Origin of the sequence: Bacillus cereus group sp. BfR-BA-01310 (genome assembly GCF_022664325.1) — a bacterium.
Classification (GTDB): domain Bacteria; phylum Bacillota; class Bacilli; order Bacillales; family Bacillaceae_G; genus Bacillus_A; species Bacillus_A paramycoides.
Genome location: NZ_JAKUHD010000001.1, coordinates 202,337 through 221,627, shown reverse-complemented (window position 1 = coordinate 221,627; position 19,291 = coordinate 202,337). Strand labels below are relative to the sequence as shown.

Sequence of the window (19,291 nt, the reverse complement as noted above, 5' to 3'; positions counted from 1 at the left end):
CAAAAAAACATCAACATATTTGTCGATACATGTTGTATAATCTTGCGTGGGAAGCTATCATATAAATGTATAAAACGTTTACTAATATAAGCGAAGGGAAGAATAGCATGTCACATTCAATCGAACAACTTTCTATCAACACGATTCGCACATTATCCATTGATGCGATTGAAAAAGCAAACTCTGGTCACCCAGGAATGCCAATGGGTGCAGCACCAATGGCTTATACATTATGGACTCAATTTATGAAACACAATCCAAATAACCCAACGTGGTTTAACCGTGATCGTTTCGTATTATCTGCAGGTCATGGTTCAATGTTATTATACAGCCTACTTCACCTATCTGGTTACGATGTAACGATGGATGATTTAAAGAACTTCCGTCAATGGGGAAGCAAAACTCCAGGACATCCTGAGTATGGTCACACAGCAGGTGTAGACGCAACAACTGGTCCACTTGGACAAGGTATTGCAACTGCTGTTGGTATGGCGATGGCTGAAAGACATTTAGCAGCAAAATATAACCGTGATGCGTACAATGTAGTTGATCATTTTACGTACGCTATTTGCGGTGACGGCGATTTAATGGAAGGCGTTTCTGCTGAAGCATCTTCATTAGCTGCACACTTAGGATTAGGTCGTCTTGTAGTGTTATACGATTCTAATGACATTTCTTTAGATGGCGATTTAAATCGTTCATTCTCTGAAAGTGTAGAAGATCGTTACAAAGCATACGGTTGGCAAGTAATCCGTGTTGAGGATGGAAACGATATTGAAGCAATCGCAAAAGCAATTGAAGAAGCGAAAGCTGACGAAAAACGCCCAACGCTAATTGAAGTAAGAACGACAATTGGTTTCGGTTCTCCAAACAAATCAGGAAAATCAGCTTCACACGGTTCTCCACTTGGTGTAGACGAAACAAAATTAACGAAAGAAGCATATGCTTGGACTGCTGAACAAGATTTCCATGTATCAGAAGAAGTATATGACAACTTCCGTAAAACAGTACAAGATGTTGGTGAAACTGCACAAGCTGAGTGGAACACAATGTTAGGTGAATATGCACAAGCATATCCAGAATTAGCAAACGAGTTGCAAGCAGCAATGACTGGTCTTCTTCCAGAAGGTTGGGAGCAAAACTTACCAACTTATGAATTAGGATCAAAAGCAGCAACACGTAATTCTTCAGGTGCTGTAATTAATGCTATTGCAGAGTCTGTACCATCATTCTTCGGTGGATCTGCTGACCTTGCTGGTTCTAACAAAACATACATGAATAACGAAAAAGACTTCACAAGAGCTGATTACAGCGGTAAAAACATTTGGTATGGTGTTCGTGAGTTTGCGATGGGTGCAGCAATGAACGGTATTGCACTACATGGCGGTTTAAAAACTTACGGTGGTACGTTCTTCGTATTCTCTGATTACTTACGTCCAGCAATTCGCCTTGCAGCATTAATGCAATTGCCTGTAACGTATGTATTCACACACGACAGTATTGCTGTTGGTGAAGATGGTCCAACACATGAACCAATCGAACAATTAGCAGCACTTCGTGCAATGCCAAATGTTTCTGTTATTCGTCCAGCTGACGGTAACGAATCAGTTGCAGCTTGGAGATTAGCTCTAGAATCTACAAAAACACCAACTGCATTAGTGTTAACTCGTCAAGATCTTCCAACATTAGAAGGCGCAAAAGACGATACTTATGAAAAAGTGGCAAAAGGTGCATATGTAGTTTCTGCAAGTAAGAAAGAAACTGCTGATGTAATCTTAATTGCAACTGGATCTGAAGTAAGCTTAGCAATCGAAGCGCAAAAAACTCTAGCAGCAGACGGCGTTGATGCAGCTGTTGTTAGTATGCCATCTATGGATCGCTTTGAAGCTCAAACTGCTGAGTACAAAGAATCTGTATTACCAAAAGCAGTAACGAAACGTTTCGCAATTGAAATGGGTGCTACAATCGGATGGCACCGTTACGTAGGTCTTGATGGAGATGTACTAGGTATCGATACATTCGGTGCTTCTGCTCCTGGTGAGAAGATTATGGAAGAGTATGGATTTACTGTAGAGAACGTTGTTCGTAAAGTAAAAGAAATGCTTTAATGATTTTAGAAAAATCTCTCCAGCATGGAGAGATTTTTCTATGTAATTGAGTTTTTTCGACAGAAAAAGTTTTTTCTCTCTCCATAGTCAGACAATCATTGCAAATTTTCTTTTATATAATGTAGGGAAAAGGTTGTCCAGATCGGGAGGGAAAAAATGAAAACGTATGAATTGTATTTAATTCAAGAGGATATTGCGAAAGCTTACTTTGGTCGTGAATATTTGTTTTTTGATTTATTTGCTCGATTTTCAGAATCTGGGTCCCTTTCGGAGAAAAAAGTGTTATATAAGCAAATGATGTATATTACAATGCCGTTACAAGTAATGAAAATTCATCATAAATTAGAACAAGCCTTGCGTGTTATTGGTAAATATGAAAGAACACATCACGCGCATACACTTTATACGGGAGCGGAATATGGTGAAATAATGGTAAAATCACAATATATTCGAATGAATACTTCTGGAAATGTATCTATGGAAACAACTTTCTTTGAGGTGCTTAGAAAGTGTGAGTTAACATTTTTAGCAATGGATTATGAGAATAAAAAGTATGGTTGGTTAAATCCTCTCAAACAAGTACGGACATATGTGTAAAAAATGTCGAATAGTATCTTGTCTTATTGAAATGGTTTTAGTACACTGTAAGGTAGACAACATGAAGGAGGAAAATATATGTCAATTTGGTTAGGTGTTCTAGTGGGCGTAGTAGCACTAGTAGCAGGCGTGGCATTAGGATTTTTCATTGCACGCAAATACATGATGAATTACTTACAAAAAAATCCACCAATTAACGAACAAATGTTAAAAATGATGATGATGCAAATGGGACAAAAACCTTCCCAAAAGAAAATCAATCAAATGATGAGCGCGATGAACAAGCAACAAACAAAATAAGCGCTAAAGGGCACTCTTACCGAGTGCCCTTTCCTTTTGAATCTTGAAAGTGTTTAAAACTTTTAAAAATTCTGTATTTTTGTTAAACTGAAAACATCGCTCATTTTAAGGGAGGAGGATAAATATGAAAGTGTTTTTAAATTTATCTTGGTTTTTTAAACAAGAAAAACGAGCATACATAATCGGAATTATTATGTTATTTGGCGTCGCGCTTCTTGAACTTGTAGCACCCAAAGTACTAGGGATTGTAGTAGATGAAATTAATAATGGAACATTAACGTCTGAAAAATTGTTGAAATGGGTCATTCTGCTAGTAGTTGTAGGGATTACTATGTACATATTACGTTATTTATGGCGAATTATGATATTTGGATCATCGTTAAAACTAGCCCGTCAATTAAGAAAAAATTTATATGAACATTTTACAAAGATGAGCCCAACTTTCTATCAATCGCGTCGTACGGGCGATTTAATGGCACATGCGACGAATGATATTCAGGCGATTCAGCAAACTGCTGGATCGGGTGTTTTAACACTTGTTGACTCATTAGCAGTTGGAGGATGTGTACTCGTAGCGATGGGGTTTACAATTAGCTGGAAGTTGACGTTATTAAGTTTAATTCCGATGCCAATTGTAGCGATTTCTACAAATTATTATGGAACTTTATTGCATAGAAGATTTCATAAAGCGCAGCAATCGTTTTCTGAAATCAATGATAAAGTACAAGAAAGTATGAGTGGGATGAAGGTAATTCGCTCGCTCGGACAAGAGAAAGAGGATTTACAAGCGTTTCGGAAGAAATCGGAAGATGTCGTACATAAAAATATGTTAGTCGCACGTATTGACTCGTTATTCGACCCAACGATTGCACTTATTGTCGGATTTTCGTTTTTAATCGCAGTTTGTTACGGATCACTATTAGTAGTACGGGGCGAATTAACTGTAGGGGAACTAGTAACATTTACAACATACCTAGGGACTCTTGTATGGCCAATGTTAGCCTTTGGGTGGTTGTTTAATATTATGGAGCGTGGACGCGCTTCATATGATCGTGTGGAGAAAATACTTTCACAAACTTCAGATGTAGTGAATAGGGAAAATGCTATACATACTATAGCGAGTGGTGATGTTTCATTCGCTGTTGATTCGTTTTCTTATAAGAAAAATGAACTATTAAACTTAAAAGATATTTATTTTAACTTAAGAAAAGGTGAAACGTTAGGGATTGTAGGACGTACTGGTGCAGGGAAGACGACGTTGTTAAAATGTTTAATTCGTGAGTATGACCATTTTAATGGTGAATTAAAAGTTGGTGAGCGGGATATTCGAGATTTAACACTTCACGGTGTACGCTCTGCAATTTCATATGTGCCGCAAGATCATTTTTTATTTTCAGCGAGTATTGGGGAGAACATTGCGTTTGGAAAGGCCGATGCTACATATAAAGAAATTACCCGTGCTGCTGAGATTGCTTGTATTCATAATGATATTATTCAATTTCCAGAAGGATATGACACGGTAGTAGGTGAAAGAGGGGTTTCGCTATCAGGAGGCCAAAAACAGCGAATCTCCATTGCGCGTGCGTTATTAACGAATGCTGAAATTTTAATTTTAGATGATTGTTTATCGGCTGTAGATGCAAAAACAGAAGAAACGATTTTAACTGCATTGAAACGGGAAAGAGCAGAAAAAACGACAATTATTACTGCGCACCGTTTAAGTGCGATTCAGCATGCAAATCTTATTCTTGTTATTGATGAAGGTATGGTTGTGCAGCGAGGAACACATGAGCAGCTAATGAACGAAAATGGTTGGTATAAAGAAATGTACGAAAGCCAGCAGTTAGAGGCGTTGGTAGAGAAAGGAGGCGTATGATGGCTAAGAAAAAGCGGAGTGATTTAAGGAGATTGCTTTCTTATATGAGGCCATATAAAGGGTTATTATCGCTAGCATTTATATTTCTAGTTGGTGCAACTGTAACTGAAATGATGGGTCCTTTTTTGATTAAACAATTTCTTGATGAACACTTAGTACCACGCAACTTTGAACAATCGGCACTTGTTACTCTATTTGTAGTGTATATTATTGCTCACTTATTAAAAGTGTTATTTACTTATTTAGACCTATTGTACTTTCAAAATATCGCTTTTAAGATTGTTCAGGATATGCGAGTTGAAGTGTATGAACACGTTCAAAAGTTGTCATTAAGTTTCTTTGATCGTACGCCGATTGGTACGCTCGTATCTCGCATAACGAATGATACGGAAGCGATTAAGGATTTTTATGTTAGTGTACTATCAACATTCGTGAAAAATGTAGTCTTTTTAGTAGGGATTTTAGTAGCGATGTTTTTATTAGATGTAAAATTAGCGCTATTTTCTCTCATATTAATTCCAATTATGTTTACGATTATGGTGCTGTATCGCCGGAAAAGTGCAGCTTTTTATTTAGAGGTACGTAATCAACTAAGTATATTAAATGCAAAGTTAAATGAGTCCATCCAGGGGATGAATATTGTTCAAGTATTCCGACAAGAAAAGCGGATGAGAAAAGAGTTTGAAGAAGTAAACAACAAGCATTATAGTGCTGGGCGCCGTACATTAAAATTAGATGCATTACTTTTACGTCCAGCAACAGATCTTGTTCATATTGTAGCAATTGCGTTAGTTCTTGGGTTATTTGGAATCGACGCTTTAAAGAGTCCTGTTGAAGTAGGAGTTTTATATGCTTTCGTTAACTATATTCACCGTTTCTTCCAGCCCGTAAATGAAATGATGATGAAATTGTCTTTCTTCCAGCAAGCGCTCGTTTCATCATCGCGTGTATTTCATTTAATGGATGATAAAGATTTAGCTCCTGTTCAAATGGGGAGTGAAAATCCACGAGTAGATAAAGGAGAAATTCAATTTAAAGATGTTACCTTTTCATATGATGGGAAGCGTGACGTATTAAAAAATGTATCTTTTCACGTAAAGCCAGGGCAAACGGTTGCTTTCGTTGGACACACTGGTAGTGGTAAGAGTACAATTATGAATTTATTAATGAGGTTTTACAATATTAAATCAGGGAATATTGTAATAGACGGAGTCGATTTAGAGAAGTTTGGAGAACAAGAAATTCGGAAGAAAATTGGTCTTGTGTTACAAGATGCATTTTTATTTGCGGGAAATGTAAAGCAAAATATTCGTATGTATAATGAAGAAATTACGGATGAAGAGATAGAAGAAGCAGCACGATTTGTGCAAGCGAATACGTTTATTGAAAAATTACCAGAGCAGTATGATACAGAAGTAGTCGAAAGAGGAGCTGCATTTTCTAGTGGTCAAAGGCAATTAATTGCTTTTGCTAGAACGATAGCAACCAATCCGAAAGTATTAGTATTAGATGAAGCGACGGCAAATATTGATACAGAAACTGAAGAGGCTATCCAAACGGCATTACAGCAAATGCGAAAAGGTAGAACAACGATAGCGATTGCACACAGATTGTCTACAATCCAAGATGCGGATCAAATATTTGTTATGCATGAAGGGGAAATCATAGAAAGAGGAACACATCAAGAGTTACTTAGTAAACAAGGACTTTACTACAATATGTACTTACTACAAAATAAAGGGAGTTTACAAAAGGCCTTGTAATTACAAGGATTTTTTGAGGTATTAATGGAGCAAGTGGTGGAGGTAATGTTTCTCCACCTAATAATGCGACTCCAGTATACGGAGTTGCTGTAATTAATGGAGATAATGTGAATTTACGAAGTGGACCATCTTTACAGTCTAGTGTAATTCGCCAATTGAATCGTGGCGAATCATATGAAGTTTGGGGAGAACAAGATGGATGGCTCGGCTTAGGGACAAATCAGTGGGTATATAATGATTCAAGTTATATTCAGTATAAACATTATGTGGCAACTATTACTGGCGATAATGTGAATCTACGAGACGCTCCATCATTAAACGGGAATGTTATAAGACAGTTACATCATGGCGAATCATATCGAGTATGGAGTAAGTAAGGTGGATGGTTTTGCTTAGGGACAAATCAATGGGGATACTATGATTCAAGTTATATTCAATATGGTATGCAATAAAGTGAAATTTTATTGATGAGGATTGTCCACACTGATTATTGGACAATTGACCAGTACCAATTGGTTTTTACCAGCAGTCTTACTATAAAACGGTATCTTACTTGAGGTGCCTTTTTATAAAAAAATATAATTTTTATAAAGTGTATATTAAAAGCATAGTATAATATAATCGATATATTTATAAAAATAATCGGAAATGAAATAAAGGAGAAAAAACATGGAGTATGTGCTAATAGGTGGAATTTTAATATTATTAGCTGCAGTGTTTGTACTGTTTTATAAAAATAAACAGTTAGAATCAGAGAGTCAGCAAGTAGAATTCGAAAAGAAACAAGCGATTGAAACGTATGAAAGTGAAATTGCAGCTACGATTACAGAGCATAAAGAACAACAAAGTACTTTAAAGAATATGGAACAGAAAAAATATAATGATTTACAAGTGAGTACAGCTAGAGAACTTGAAAATATGCGTATGATGAAAAATCAACTAGCTGTTCAACATAGTAAAGAACGCAGTGAAATGCAAGATAGGCATAGTAATGAACTACATATGTTTCAAAATTTAATTGCAGATTTACGAGAGTATGCCAAAAATAGTGCTGAAGTGAATACACATGAAACATTACATTATATGAAACGAGGTTTTGTTGAACAAGGAATCATACTAGAAGATGAGTTTCATATTATGCCGAACGTTTTTATGAGAAGTAATAAATATAGAGATAAACGTGAAATAAACGATAATCGAATCCATCACCTCATCTTATGCAAAACTGGCATTTATCTAATTGAGACGAAAGAATGGACAGGGAAATTAATCCATGGCTTAACGAGAGAAAATGCGGGTATATATTCATTTATGATTGATGAAATCGGCAAGTATCAATATGAAATTGAAAAAGAAGAGACATTTGAATTTATTACGGATGGAACTTCATTAACTTTGCAAGTAAGAAATGAAGGGAATCCAGCATATAAAGCGAAAAAATTAGCTCAAACTGTATATAATTATTTGGAAGGAATACAAGTAGATATTGTAAAGGAAAAAGTGAAACCGGTTGTATATTTTGAAAATGAGAGTGGCAAAGAAATTATTGACCTTTCTAATGAAAAATTGCCGAGATTAAAAGATAGAGAGCAAATTGTAACGTTTTTCAGAAATGAAATTTTAACAGGTAAAGTAATATATACAGCACAAGAACTACAAAAGATTAGAGATATAATTGGCCAGATGAATTATGTTACGAAGTGAAAAGTAAAGTGAGACTTTAGTCAGTGAGGGTATCCATCCTACGCTGATAATTAGTTATACCAATTGGGCTTTTACGGGCAAACTAATTTCCACTTAATTTCTTTGCTGTACGGCCGAATTTTGAGGTGTGAGTCATACTGAGCTTAAATAGTGGGATAAAGTAGGTGTGCTGGGTGAAGAAAGGTAAAAGTTCTATATTGTGGGGGATATTGTACATTTATTTTTGTTTGCATATATTAATGTACATTACGTTTATTATCGTTATTAATATGGTTCATGTGTCATTGAGTGTAATGAGTGTTTTGGTAGTAGGAATACCGTTTATTTTATTAGTTATTATTCAAAAGTCTATCTTACATGTTTCGGAAAGGCGTAATAAAGATAAGAAACAACTGTTCACAGTAATGATGGTGGGTCTCATTCCATTAATAGTGTGCACTGTACAATTAAGTATAAATGAATATACTTCAAACTTTAATCAGAATCGGTGGTTAAATTATGAAGAAAAACGGGTACATATGGTAGATGACCTATTACAGCAGTATAAATTGATAGGAAAATCCAATGATGAAATTATAAAATTGTTGGGGGCCCCTACGGAAACAAGAGGTTTGGAAGAGGGAATTACTACTTTGTATTATCTTGGGAATGAACGTGGTTTCATTTCTATAGATAGTGAATGTCTTGTGTTGCAATTCGATAGAGATGGTAGGGTTATAGACTATAAGGTGCAACGAGATTGAAATAGTGAGAGGAAGAAGCTATACCTTTTATAGCTTCTTTTCAATATTCCAATATAGAAAAAGTAGGCAAATAGTAGTCATTCCTATCTATACGAATGGGGTAGAGTTTGTTATATTGTATATGGCTATCTAGTTTAGAAGTTTACTAGATAGGATTAAATTTTTAGATTAGGGAGGGAAGTTAACACGAATTTTGATATAAGCGTGTTAAATAATTAGTATGAAAAAAGGATTTTATAATGTTTTAGCTGCATCAATTGTATTTAGTTTGGTAACGATTCCAAGTTCTTCCTATGCTGACACAGTAGAAAAGACCGTAACAATTTCAACTGACGAGCAAGCTTTAAAAAGTATTGAAACCCATATGAAAGATGAAGATGGGCGTGGAGAGGACAAAGGAATAACAAATGAAGCGCAAGGAGATTTTCTTGTACATATAATAAGTTCAACACCTTTATATGATTCTGCTGATTTACAAAAAGCGACAGGTGTTCAGATTTCAAATCAAGTAGTGAAAGCTGAGAAACGAAAAGGAAACGCTTACTATGTTGAAACATCATCTGGAGCTGGCTGGATACAAAATAGTGAAGGAAATGTAGAGGTTAAGGGAATTTATCACTTATCAAACGAACAGTTAGTAATTAATGAAGAAACAGCTACATATTCCGCACCATTCAATTCATATAAAGAAGAGAAAATATTACAGCCGCAAACAATTATTGCTATTGGACAAGCTGGAGAGTGGTTCCAAGTCCAAATAGATAATGAGGTGAAATGGATCTATTCACCTTCAGCAAAATTTGAGGGTACAAAAGCATCTCTTATTCAAAGCACAACCCCAACTCGTAAGAAACGTGAAGCAGTTATGTATGCAGCACCATCAGCAGAGAAAACAACGGATATTTACGGTGTACCATTAAAGGAAATGATTGTACCGACAGGAAATGAAAATATTCGTCCAGGCTATGCGATGAAACCAAAATACATTACAATTCATGAGACAGATAATTATAGTGTTGGAGCAAATGCTAGAAACCATGCACAATATTTATACAGTCAAGCAACAGGAACGACTGATCGTTCGGCATCTTGGCATTTTACAGTAGATGATAAAGAAATTTATCAACATCTACCATTAAATGAAAATGGCTGGCATGCTGGAGATGGAGCAGAAGGAACTGGTAATAGAGAATCAATTGCTATTGAAATTGCTGTCAACCAAGATGGTGATTATAATAAAGCTGTGGAAAATGCTCGCAAACTAGCGGCTTATTTAATGGGGGAATTAAATATTCCTTTAGAAAATGTGAAAAAACATCAATTTTGGAGCGGGAAAAATTGTCCGGCTATTATGATAAAGAATAATGCATGGGAACCATTCTTACAGGGAACAAAAGCTTACTATGATGCAAATCATAAAGATGATATTACAGGCGGTTGGTATGAAGCTGATATTCGTGAATTAAATAAAAGAGGTATTATGGTTGGAGATGGAAATGGTTCTTATTGGCCTGAGCGTCTTGTAACACGCGGGGAATTTGCGAATTTAGTTTCAAGATCATTACAATTACCAGAGGGGAAATCGAATTTCAAAGATTTAAACACAGCGCATCCATCGCTAGTAGATGGTATTAATCGTGCAGCTAGTGCTGGGATTATAAGTGGACGAGGAAATGACCTATTTGCACCGAATGATACGATTAAACGTGATGAAGCTGTCATTATGATTGATCGAGCGTTACAATACAAAAATATTAAGGGTAATTTAGTTCAATTACCATTCACGGATCAAAATTTAGCGTATGATAAGCAAGCTGTTCAACGTGTTTATGGGCTTGGAATTGTAAAAGGAAATGAGAACAATGAGTTTATGCCGAAAGGTTCCGCAACACGTGGAGAATCGGCAGCATTTATTAATAGAATGCTAAAAGTAATAGAGAGTAAATAATATAGAAAGGCATTCGCTTTAGCGAGTGCTTTTTTATTTTTCAATATGTTATAGAAAGGGGATGTGAATTTTGACTGGAATAAGGAATGAAAGCGGAGGTGATGCATATATTTAGATGCATTGGGTAGTTTTTTGTAATATTGTATAAAATGAAAAGGAGGTAAGACGGTGAAAAAGATACCGACTGATGTCCTGAGTAAGGAATTGATGGAAAGAGAAGGGGTTATATCTATTACAGTGAATGAATTTGAAAAGATAGAAGTGGCAGGAGTAGTTGTCTCTGGTCCAGCTGTTATTTTAATTAATCAAGATTAAGTACATATTATCAATAAAGAAAAGTAGTAAGAGCATCCGTTTAGGATGCCTTTTATTTGTATGGAAGAGAGGATATATTAGATAATTGGGGTACTGGAGGGGGATTATGTGGCAATTATTACAACTATGTTATTAATGGGTGTTTTATTAGGATTTGTTGGAGCGGGAGGAGCAGGATTTATCATCGCGATACTTACTTTAGTATTCCATATCCCTATTCATGTTGCGCTTGCAACATCTTTAACTGCTATGGCATTTACGACATTATCCGGAGTAGTAAGTCATTACCGAGAAGGGAATGTTGTACTTGTAATAGGCGGGATTGTTGGGGGATTCGGAGCAATTGGTTCCTTTATTGGTTCAAAGTTTGGTTCGCTAATACCAGCGAATCTTCTACACTGGTTTACAGCGGGGATGTTATTTTTATCTGCAATTTTTATGTTTATTCGTTTGATTATGTTTCAAAACAGGGAGCAGTCGTCTTTAAAAGGGCATAAAGAACTTTCGAATGATAACTTGATTAAATGTATATGTCTCGGACTGGTTACTGGAATGTTAGCTGGTTCATTTGGGATTGGTTCAGCACCCTTTATCCAACTCGGATTAATGGTTCTATTAGGTTTAACGATTCGGCAATCTGTAGGGACGACAATGCTTGTTATATTACCAATCGCAATTGGAGGGGGATTTGGATATAGTTCGGAAGGGTATTTAGATTATGTATTATTAGTACAAGTTTTAATTGGGACAATGTTAGGAGCATATATAGGAGCTAAGTTTACAAATTATGCACCTCGTGTGCTACTAAGGTTTTCGATGATTATGACACCGATATTAGCTGGGTGTATGTTGTTAGTCTAGTGAGAAGTATATATAGAAAACTATTAATATGTTTTACGAATGAATTATGTAAGTAATTCATATTTCCCATATAAAAGGATTTGCTTTAATATAATGAGTGTAAAGTTCGAGTATTCGAAGTATTACTTGAATTATATCCCTATCCCTTTTCTAAAAATGCGAACAAGTTTTGCCCTATTCTATTCAATAGTTTATTGTATAGAAATATATTGTTCGATGACCATTATGGAACGCACATAATGGAAAAATCCCGATCCTTAAAGAGGATGCCCCTAATCTTCATGTGAAAATATGATCGGATGAAAGCTGGCCAATTTATGGTCAGCTTTCTTTTGGTTCAATAAGTAATTCTTCTCTAATCTCTGTTTGTAATAATAAAGTTTTTCCAAAGCGGCGTTTGCACTCAGCTCTTACCTTTTGAATTGCCAGTAGCTGAGAAGTGGCGGGCACTGTGACAATGGCTTGCCGAGGTTTTCGATTTTCTTCACAAAAGACACACTCCACAACATATTTAGAAATCATACTTTCATCCTTCCATATTGAATTTCTAAGAAGGGACTGCTCATGAAGTTGATGTAATCTTTCGTCATCTTTTTACTTTTTTCCTCTTTTTTTCAAGGATAAATATAAAGGAAGATCGAAATTTAGTATGGGGGGAGATGGGATGAAAAGATGGATTGGTACGGCAGCTATATGTATGAATGAAAAGAATGAATTTTTAATGGTACTACAAGGAAAAGTAGATGAAGAGAAACGATGGACTGTGCCAAGCGGGGGACAAAAAGAGGGAGAAACACTTGAAGAGTGTTGTGTTCGTGAAGTATGGGAAGAAACGGGGTATGAAGTGGAAATTATAGAAAAACTATGCGAAAAGAAAGGGGTAACATATGGGGTACCAGTTCATGTGCATTACTATATTGTAAAGTTAATAGGCGGTAACATGAAAATACAAGACCCCGATGAGTTAATACATGAAATAGATTGGAAAGGAATAGATGAAGTGAAAGAATTACCTTTATCTTTTCCAGAGGATCAAGAGCTTTTAAATAAATACATAAATGAAAAAGCAAGTGTTTAAACACTTGCTTTTTTAGTGTAACCAAGATAAAAAAAGTGGAACGATAACTAAGCTAGCGCCGGCTGTTAAAAGCATTGATAAACTTGCAATTGTACCTTCTACAGGACCGATTTCAAATGCTTTTGATGTTCCGGTTCCATTTGCACTAGTACCTAGCATTATACCTTTAGCGAGCGCTGTTTTAATGCGGCATATTCGTATGAGAGAAGGGCCGAGTAATGCACCAGTTAAGGCAGTTAATACGACAAAAACTGCTGTTAATTGTGACATGCCACCAATCATTTCGGAAATAGCCATTGCAATAGGTGTCGTTACAATATGTGGTGCTAAACTCTGTTCTATTGATGAATCAATTTGAAAAAAATTAGCTAGTAGTGCTGAAGTAATAACTGATAGAAAAGAACCGACAATGACATTAATTAAAATAGCAGTTCCATGTTTTTTTAATAGATCAAAGTATTTATAAATTGGCCATGCGAAAGCAACTGTTGCAGGTTTTAATAATTCAGTTAGCCAATGACCACCCGATTCGTAGGTTTCGTATGGTGTATCTAATCCGAGTAATAAAGAAATTAAAATGATTGGGCATACAAGAAGTGGGGAAAGTAAGCTCCAATTCCAGCGTTGGTACATTTTTTTAGATATCCAATATGTGAATAGTGTTAATAGTAAACAAAGAAAGCCGATCATTGCGTTGATCCTTTCCGCTTTAATAGCAATTCAGTTAAAAGTCCTGTTACGAGAGTGACACAAAGTGTACTAATCACGATAATTAAAATGAGATCGATTCCATATTGTGATAACGTATCTTTGTAACGAATGACAGCGACTGCAGAAGGGATAAAAAATAAAATAAGTTCTTTTAATAAAAAGTCTGCACCGTCTTGAATCCATTCTTTTTTCACTATGTTAAATTTTAATGAGATTAATAATAGGAAAATACCGATTATACTTCCTGGAACTGGGAGGTGTGCCTGTTTTGCAATCCATTCACCTGTCCAAGCGAAACAAAATAATAATAATATTTGTCCGCTTAACTTCCACCATTTCATACAGTAACCACCTCTTTCTTTTTTTACATAAAAATTGTAATAAAGAATTAACAATTTCTACTATACGTTCATTCAAAAAGTTTGTCTAATATATAAATTGTATGTTATTAATATATTAGATGTATTAATTGAAAGTGAAAAGGGTGTCCGAAATGGAATTACGGCATTTGCAATATTTTGTTGTAGTGGCAGAAGAGTTACACTTTGGACGAGCAGCTGCTCGTTTACAAATGACACAACCACCGCTTAGTCAACAAATTCAGCAATTAGAAAAAGAAATGGGAGTTATGTTATTTTCAAGAACGAAGAGAAAGGTTGAATTAACAGAAGCAGGAGAAATGTTTTTAAAAGAAGTAAAAAAAGCGTTTGAACAAATTGAAAAAGCAGTAGAAGTTGCACAAAGTGCTCAAAGGGGAGAAGTTGGATCACTTTCAATTGGATTTGTAGGTGCGGCGATATATGATATTTTACCGTCAATCGTCAGAGAGTATAGAAAGAAATTTCCGAGAGTGTCTGTGGCTTTACATGAATTGTCAACACCGGATCAAGTGCATGCACTTCATGATAATCGAATTGATATTGGATTTTTACGTCCGCCAATCTCGACGCAATTACTTGAGTTAGAACCAATTCAAAAACTTTCGTGTACGTTATGTTTACCAAAGGCACATCCGCTTGCTGAAAAGGATGAAATACATATCGAAGATTTAAGAGATGAACCGTTCGTTTTTATTACGAGACCGGTATGGCCAGCTTTATACGATACAATTTTATCGCTTTGCCGCGATGTAGGTTTTAGTCCACGTATTGTACAAGAAGCAACGGAGTATCAAACTGTCATGGGCCTTGTAGCAGCAGGTATTGGTATTACGGTAATACCTGTATCAGCAAATAAATTGTATAAAACAGAAGTGGTATATAAGGAACTGTGTGATTCTAATTTTGTAGCAGAAATGTCGGTAGCTTACAAAAAAATGAATAGTAATCCAGAGCTGTTAGAGTTCTTAAAAATTGCAAGAGAGAAAAAAAGAATTGAAGTGGAAGATGCGAGGATTGAATAATTGATGGAGTTATAAGGCATTCATGATAATTAAGTTATATAAAGATTCACCTCGTTAAACAAAAGGTGGAAGTGCAATTAAAGTGCATTTCCACCTTTTGTTTCTTTTTTATGTTCAACTGTAAAGAGGTAAACATGTCCGTTTTCTAGGACTAAAGGCTTAGTAAAGATTCCGATTGTAGTGCGATGTTTAAAATGTCATATTTTTATACACTAGTAGTATAGAGTACGTATGTTATGAAGTAAGGTAGGGGAAGAAATTTATGTCTTTATTTCGGTTGGCGAAAAAAAATATACAAACATTTGCTACCAAAAGGTTAAAACAATTTATGTGGATCGCTATGAATACAATGATTTGTTTTTTTATGATATCATTCCGATTCAATGAAGTTGTAGTAAGTAAAGCAGGATATACACCTATATTTGTGAATTGGTTTTATGTTTTATTTTTATTTGTAGTTTTTGTGTGTACTTTCATTACTTATAAAATGACAGCCTCTCTTTTACAGGTAAGAAGAGAGGAGTTTAAATCGTATGAAGTGGTGAATATGACGAGAAAAGAAATGTTTTGTTTATTATGTCAGGAGCAATTATTAACTTATGGAGGAGCCTTTGTTTTTGGATTAATTCATGGCATGTTATTTTTGAAATTATTTACTATTATTTTTATGAAAGCAGTAGGAATCCAAGGAGTAACAAATGCTCCGATTACGATGTATGCGATAGTGGTAACAGCAGTTGTTATGATAATCGTCATTATAATATCAATGTGGCAATGTTGTAGATTTACACAAAGGCTAAAGGGTGAAAAGTCACACGAAACGAGGAGAAAGGTATGAGAAATCATGGCTTTTTCTTCATTTATAAATTCCAACAACCATCCTGGACTGAATTTATCGTTCAAGATGGAAATATTATAAATCAAAACATTTTCGTGGAAGCAAGTAAATATTACATTTTATCTTGGTTACCAACTCTTGTGTATGCGGCATTTGCCTTTATGCTTTCCGTTTTAACGAGATCAAGTGGAGGCGCAATCGGTATTTCTTTATTTCTGGCTTTATCAGGAGGAATAGTACTAATTCCAGCGGCGAGATATGAATGGGTGAAATATTTATTGCCAGCGAATACAGATTTATATGGGATTTTGAAGAGTGTAAGCTTTATTAATGGGGTAACATTCCCATTCGCTTCTTGTATGTTATTGCTATACCTTTTTGTATTTTTAGGAATTTCCTATACTGTATTTTTAAAACGAGATTTAACAGCATAAGAAAAAGCCGTTAAGGAGAGAACTTAACGGCTTTTTGTTTGTAATAATTGATGAATAGCTTCTTCGGCTAATAAGGCGAAATACTCTGCGCTAATAGGCAATGCTTTTTCATCTACTGTAAAAGCAGGATGATGCCATTCGTGTGTACCACTTGTGCCCATAAAGACGAATGAACCTGGTGCTTCTTGTTGGTAAAAAGAAAAATCTTCTCCTGCCATGGATGGGTTCGGAGAGATAACGTTTAGATTCATTTTCTCTGCAATCTGAATAGAAAGATCAGTGAGTACTTTATCGTTTTGAACAGCAGGAGGGCCTGGATAAAATCTGAATTCTGTTTTTACACCTAGTGCATCAGAAACGCCTTTAATAATACGTTCCATTAATGCCGGAATCTTTTCGCGTGTTTCAGTTTGGAATGTACGAACAGTTCCTTCTAATGTAGCTTTTTCAGGAATAACGTTCCACGTATTCCCTGAATGAATGTTTGTTACACTTACGACAGCGTTATGAGAAGAACTAATATTGCGGCTTACAATTGTTTGCAAAGCCATAACGATTTGAGATGATGCAACGATAGGATCGACGCCAGCATCAGGTACAGCTGCATGTGTTCCGACGCCGTGGATTTCAATTTCAAATCGATCGACTCCGGCCATTAGTGGACCGTCTTTAATACCGATTGTACCTACTGGTAAATCAGGTTTATTATGCATTCCAAAAATGGCTTGTACATTCTTTAAATGTCCAGCTTCAACAACTTTACATGCTCCGTTTCCGCTTTCTTCAGCAGCTTGAAATATAAAGCGAACAGTTCCGTTAAGGGATGCTTCTTTTTCTTTTAATAAGTAAGCTGCACCCAACATAGCAGCTGTATGAAAATCATGCCCGCAAGCATGCATTTTGCCGTGTATTTTTGAAGTGTATGGAAGGTCTGTTTCTTCCTGAATCGGGAGGGCATCAATATCTGCACGAAGCGCCACAACAGGCCCGCTTTTATTACCAGAAATTTCAGCGATAATTCCTGTTTCTAAATTGGAATCAATAATAGTAATATTAGCTTCTTCTAACCAATTTTTTATCGCTTTTGTCGTTTCAAATTCTTCGTACGATAGTTCTGGGTATTCATGTAAATGTCGACGAATAGAAATAAGTTTTTCTATTAATTGATTTGGAATAGATGCCACTTATTATACCCTCTTTCTTAAATGAAATATTTGTATTCATTATATAACACAATAATAAAAGAGAGGATTCTCAAATGAAAATCCTCTCTCGTTTATGCGGCAACTTTTTTATGAGTATGCTGTTTTCTATAACGTCCACGCATTGCATATGCAATTTGCGGGATTGCGATACCGACTAAAATAAGTGATACACCGAACCATTGTGAAGAAAGCACAGCTTCTTTTAAAACGAATACAGACATAATTGTTGTAACAGGTAGTTCGGCTGCACCAAGAATAGTCGCTAGACCAGAGCCGATTTTTGGAATGCCGATTGTAAAGGCAATGGACGGAATAACGATACTAAATGTTCCTAATCCTAAGCCGTATTTCCAAAGGCCTTGAGAAATTGCCCCGCTAAAAAGAAATGTTGGCGGGAATACGATCATAACTAAAGTTAAAGCACCAGCCATTAAAAGAACACCACGTGGTAATGAAGGTACTTCAACAGCAACTTTACCACTTACGAAAATGTATGTTGCAAATGTAATAGCAGATAATAAACCTAAAATGATTCCAGTCGTATCGAAATCACCTGCTGATTTTTCTAATAACCCGCTTGATAAAAATGTACCTGCAAGTAAGAAAATAACCGAAATTACTTTTTCTTTTGAAGGCAATGTTTTCGTTGCGACTGCCTCAATGATAATCCCAACCCAAACGAACTGGAATAAAAGTATAATTGCAATAGAAGCTGGTACAGTTTTTAAGGAAGCGTAATAAAAAATACCAGTAAAACTTGCAGACGTTCCTGCGACGAATAAAATTAACATTTGTTTAAGTGGAACACGATGCCTAGAAAATAGAAGTGTAATAGCAAGTAAAATAATCCAACCGAACAAATACTGGCTACCAATTACCTCTCCAAGTGAAAATCCTTCTGCATATGCAAGTTTAACAAAAATAGCTAAAACCCCATAACTACACGCTCCTAATAAAACTAAAAGAGAATAACGAAGCATGAAAAATTCCTCCCCATCTATATGAAACTATTCCGTAACGGACATATATAACTAGAGGGAAGTATACAAAATTAAAAATGTAGGGTCAAATAAAAGAAAAGTGTGACATTTTATAGAATAATAATAAAAGTATGATATTTATGCATAATCTTGAAATTAATAATAATGGAAGTATTGTAAAATCAGCTTTGTATTGTATAAAGACAGCATTTTTAAAAAATATTTTTTAATGTCAATATGTGTGTAATCAATCGCAATGTGCTAATGATTTGAGAAACTATGGAACCTTTGTTATGTTAGTAACAATTAGAAAGAGTTTCAAAATTCGATTGAGATTTTTCTATATAATAGAAGGAAATGAAAACGTTTTATTAGAAAGTGTGTGAAAGGGTAGTTTTACTCATTGTCATGTTGGAAAAGTTAGTTCA

18 protein-coding genes and 2 pseudogenes are annotated in these 19,291 nt (G+C 35.4%); 15 read left to right on the top strand and 5 right to left on the bottom strand.

What is annotated here, in order from left to right; translation table 11 throughout:
* The first annotated feature begins 107 nt into the window (after nucleotides 1-107).
* The 11 genes and pseudogenes from tkt (at nucleotide 108) to MR109_RS01080 (ending at nucleotide 12,215) form a co-directional block, all read left to right on the top strand.
* On the top strand, nucleotides 108-2,108 hold the full coding sequence (gene tkt, locus MR109_RS01130; protein WP_178939147.1) for a transketolase: 2,001 nt from the start codon (nucleotides 108-110) through the stop codon (nucleotides 2,106-2,108).
* Nucleotides 2,109-2,264: 156 nt separating this feature from the next.
* The gene (gene sirA / locus MR109_RS01125) at nucleotides 2,265-2,705 is read left to right on the top strand and encodes a sporulation inhibitor of replication protein SirA (RefSeq protein ID WP_071718124.1); all 441 of its coding nucleotides are present in this window, start codon (nucleotides 2,265-2,267) and stop codon (nucleotides 2,703-2,705) included.
* Nucleotides 2,706-2,783: 78 nt separating this feature from the next.
* Nucleotides 2,784-3,005 carry a YneF family protein gene (locus MR109_RS01120; RefSeq protein WP_002172951.1) on the top strand — a complete coding sequence of 74 codons (222 nt, stop codon included), beginning with the start codon at nucleotides 2,784-2,786 and terminating at the stop codon, nucleotides 3,003-3,005.
* A gap of 124 nt (nucleotides 3,006-3,129) precedes the next feature.
* Nucleotides 3,130-4,881, top strand: a complete 1,752-nt coding sequence (locus MR109_RS01115) for an ABC transporter transmembrane domain-containing protein (RefSeq protein ID WP_242270663.1) — start codon at nucleotides 3,130-3,132, stop codon at nucleotides 4,879-4,881.
* Nucleotides 4,881-6,644 (top strand): ABC transporter ATP-binding protein, encoded by a 1,764-nt coding sequence (locus tag MR109_RS01110; RefSeq protein WP_242270661.1) that lies wholly within the window; start codon nucleotides 4,881-4,883, stop codon nucleotides 6,642-6,644. Before MR109_RS01115 ends, MR109_RS01110 begins: the two co-directional genes overlap by 1 nt.
* A gap of 23 nt (nucleotides 6,645-6,667) precedes the next feature.
* Nucleotides 6,668-7,096, top strand: a pseudogene (locus tag MR109_RS01105) (SH3 domain-containing protein); the annotation flags it as partial.
* Between the two features lie 217 nt (nucleotides 7,097-7,313).
* The gene (locus MR109_RS01100) at nucleotides 7,314-8,348 is read left to right on the top strand and encodes a nuclease-related domain-containing protein (protein ID WP_242270659.1); all 1,035 of its coding nucleotides are present in this window, start codon (nucleotides 7,314-7,316) and stop codon (nucleotides 8,346-8,348) included.
* Between the two features lie 173 nt (nucleotides 8,349-8,521).
* Nucleotides 8,522-9,091: a hypothetical protein gene (locus MR109_RS01095; protein WP_242270657.1), complete on the top strand. Its 570-nt coding sequence runs from the start codon at nucleotides 8,522-8,524 to the stop codon at nucleotides 9,089-9,091.
* 220 nt (nucleotides 9,092-9,311) lie between these two features.
* Nucleotides 9,312-11,039, top strand: a complete 1,728-nt coding sequence (locus MR109_RS01090; protein WP_242270655.1) for an S-layer homology domain-containing protein — start codon at nucleotides 9,312-9,314, stop codon at nucleotides 11,037-11,039.
* Between the two features lie 168 nt (nucleotides 11,040-11,207).
* Nucleotides 11,208-11,354 (top strand): BC1881 family protein, encoded by a 147-nt coding sequence (locus MR109_RS01085; RefSeq protein WP_002172944.1) that lies wholly within the window; start codon nucleotides 11,208-11,210, stop codon nucleotides 11,352-11,354.
* Between the two features lie 108 nt (nucleotides 11,355-11,462).
* Nucleotides 11,463-12,215: a sulfite exporter TauE/SafE family protein gene (locus MR109_RS01080; RefSeq protein ID WP_025148027.1), complete on the top strand. Its 753-nt coding sequence runs from the start codon at nucleotides 11,463-11,465 to the stop codon at nucleotides 12,213-12,215.
* Between the two features lie 321 nt (nucleotides 12,216-12,536).
* Here the strand turns inward: MR109_RS01080 and MR109_RS01075 are convergent, their stop codons facing one another.
* On the bottom strand, nucleotides 12,537-12,737 hold the full coding sequence (locus tag MR109_RS01075) for a DUF3903 domain-containing protein (RefSeq protein ID WP_071718118.1): 201 nt from the start codon (nucleotides 12,735-12,737) through the stop codon (nucleotides 12,537-12,539).
* A gap of 142 nt (nucleotides 12,738-12,879) precedes the next feature.
* Here MR109_RS01075 and MR109_RS01070 point away from each other — a divergent pair, with 142 nt between their 5' ends.
* Nucleotides 12,880-13,293 carry an NUDIX hydrolase gene (locus tag MR109_RS01070; protein ID WP_242270654.1) on the top strand — a complete coding sequence of 138 codons (414 nt, stop codon included), beginning with the start codon at nucleotides 12,880-12,882 and terminating at the stop codon, nucleotides 13,291-13,293.
* A 12-nt stretch (nucleotides 13,294-13,305) separates the two neighbouring features.
* Here MR109_RS01070 and MR109_RS01065 read toward each other — a convergent pair whose 3' ends face one another.
* Nucleotides 13,306-13,983, bottom strand: coding sequence for an LrgB family protein (locus tag MR109_RS01065; protein ID WP_048371462.1), 678 nt, complete (start codon nucleotides 13,981-13,983; stop codon nucleotides 13,306-13,308).
* Entirely contained in the window at nucleotides 13,980-14,345 is a 366-nt protein-coding gene (locus MR109_RS01060) for a CidA/LrgA family holin-like protein (protein ID WP_000872360.1), read from the bottom strand. Before MR109_RS01060 ends, MR109_RS01065 begins: the two co-directional genes overlap by 4 nt.
* Before the next feature lie 152 nt (nucleotides 14,346-14,497).
* Between MR109_RS01060 and alsR the strand changes: the two genes are divergently transcribed.
* The 3 genes and pseudogenes from alsR to MR109_RS01045 all read left to right on the top strand — a co-directional run.
* Nucleotides 14,498-15,406 carry an acetoin biosynthesis transcriptional regulator AlsR gene (gene alsR, locus MR109_RS01055; protein WP_178939150.1) on the top strand — a complete coding sequence of 303 codons (909 nt, stop codon included), beginning with the start codon at nucleotides 14,498-14,500 and terminating at the stop codon, nucleotides 15,404-15,406.
* A gap of 262 nt (nucleotides 15,407-15,668) precedes the next feature.
* Nucleotides 15,669-16,244 (top strand): FtsX-like permease family protein, encoded by a 576-nt coding sequence (locus MR109_RS01050; RefSeq protein ID WP_242270652.1) that lies wholly within the window; start codon nucleotides 15,669-15,671, stop codon nucleotides 16,242-16,244.
* A 20-nt stretch (nucleotides 16,245-16,264) separates the two neighbouring features.
* Nucleotides 16,265-16,678 (top strand): annotated as a pseudogene (locus MR109_RS01045) (ABC transporter permease); the annotation flags it as partial.
* Nucleotides 16,679-16,701: 23 nt separating this feature from the next.
* Here the strand turns inward: MR109_RS01045 and MR109_RS01040 are convergent.
* Nucleotides 16,702-17,862, bottom strand: a complete 1,161-nt coding sequence (locus MR109_RS01040) for a M20 peptidase aminoacylase family protein (protein WP_242270650.1) — start codon at nucleotides 17,860-17,862, stop codon at nucleotides 16,702-16,704.
* Nucleotides 17,863-17,954: 92 nt separating this feature from the next.
* Entirely contained in the window at nucleotides 17,955-18,863 is a 909-nt protein-coding gene (locus MR109_RS01035) for an EamA family transporter (RefSeq protein WP_242270647.1), read from the bottom strand.
* Nucleotides 18,864-19,291 lie beyond the last annotated feature (428 nt).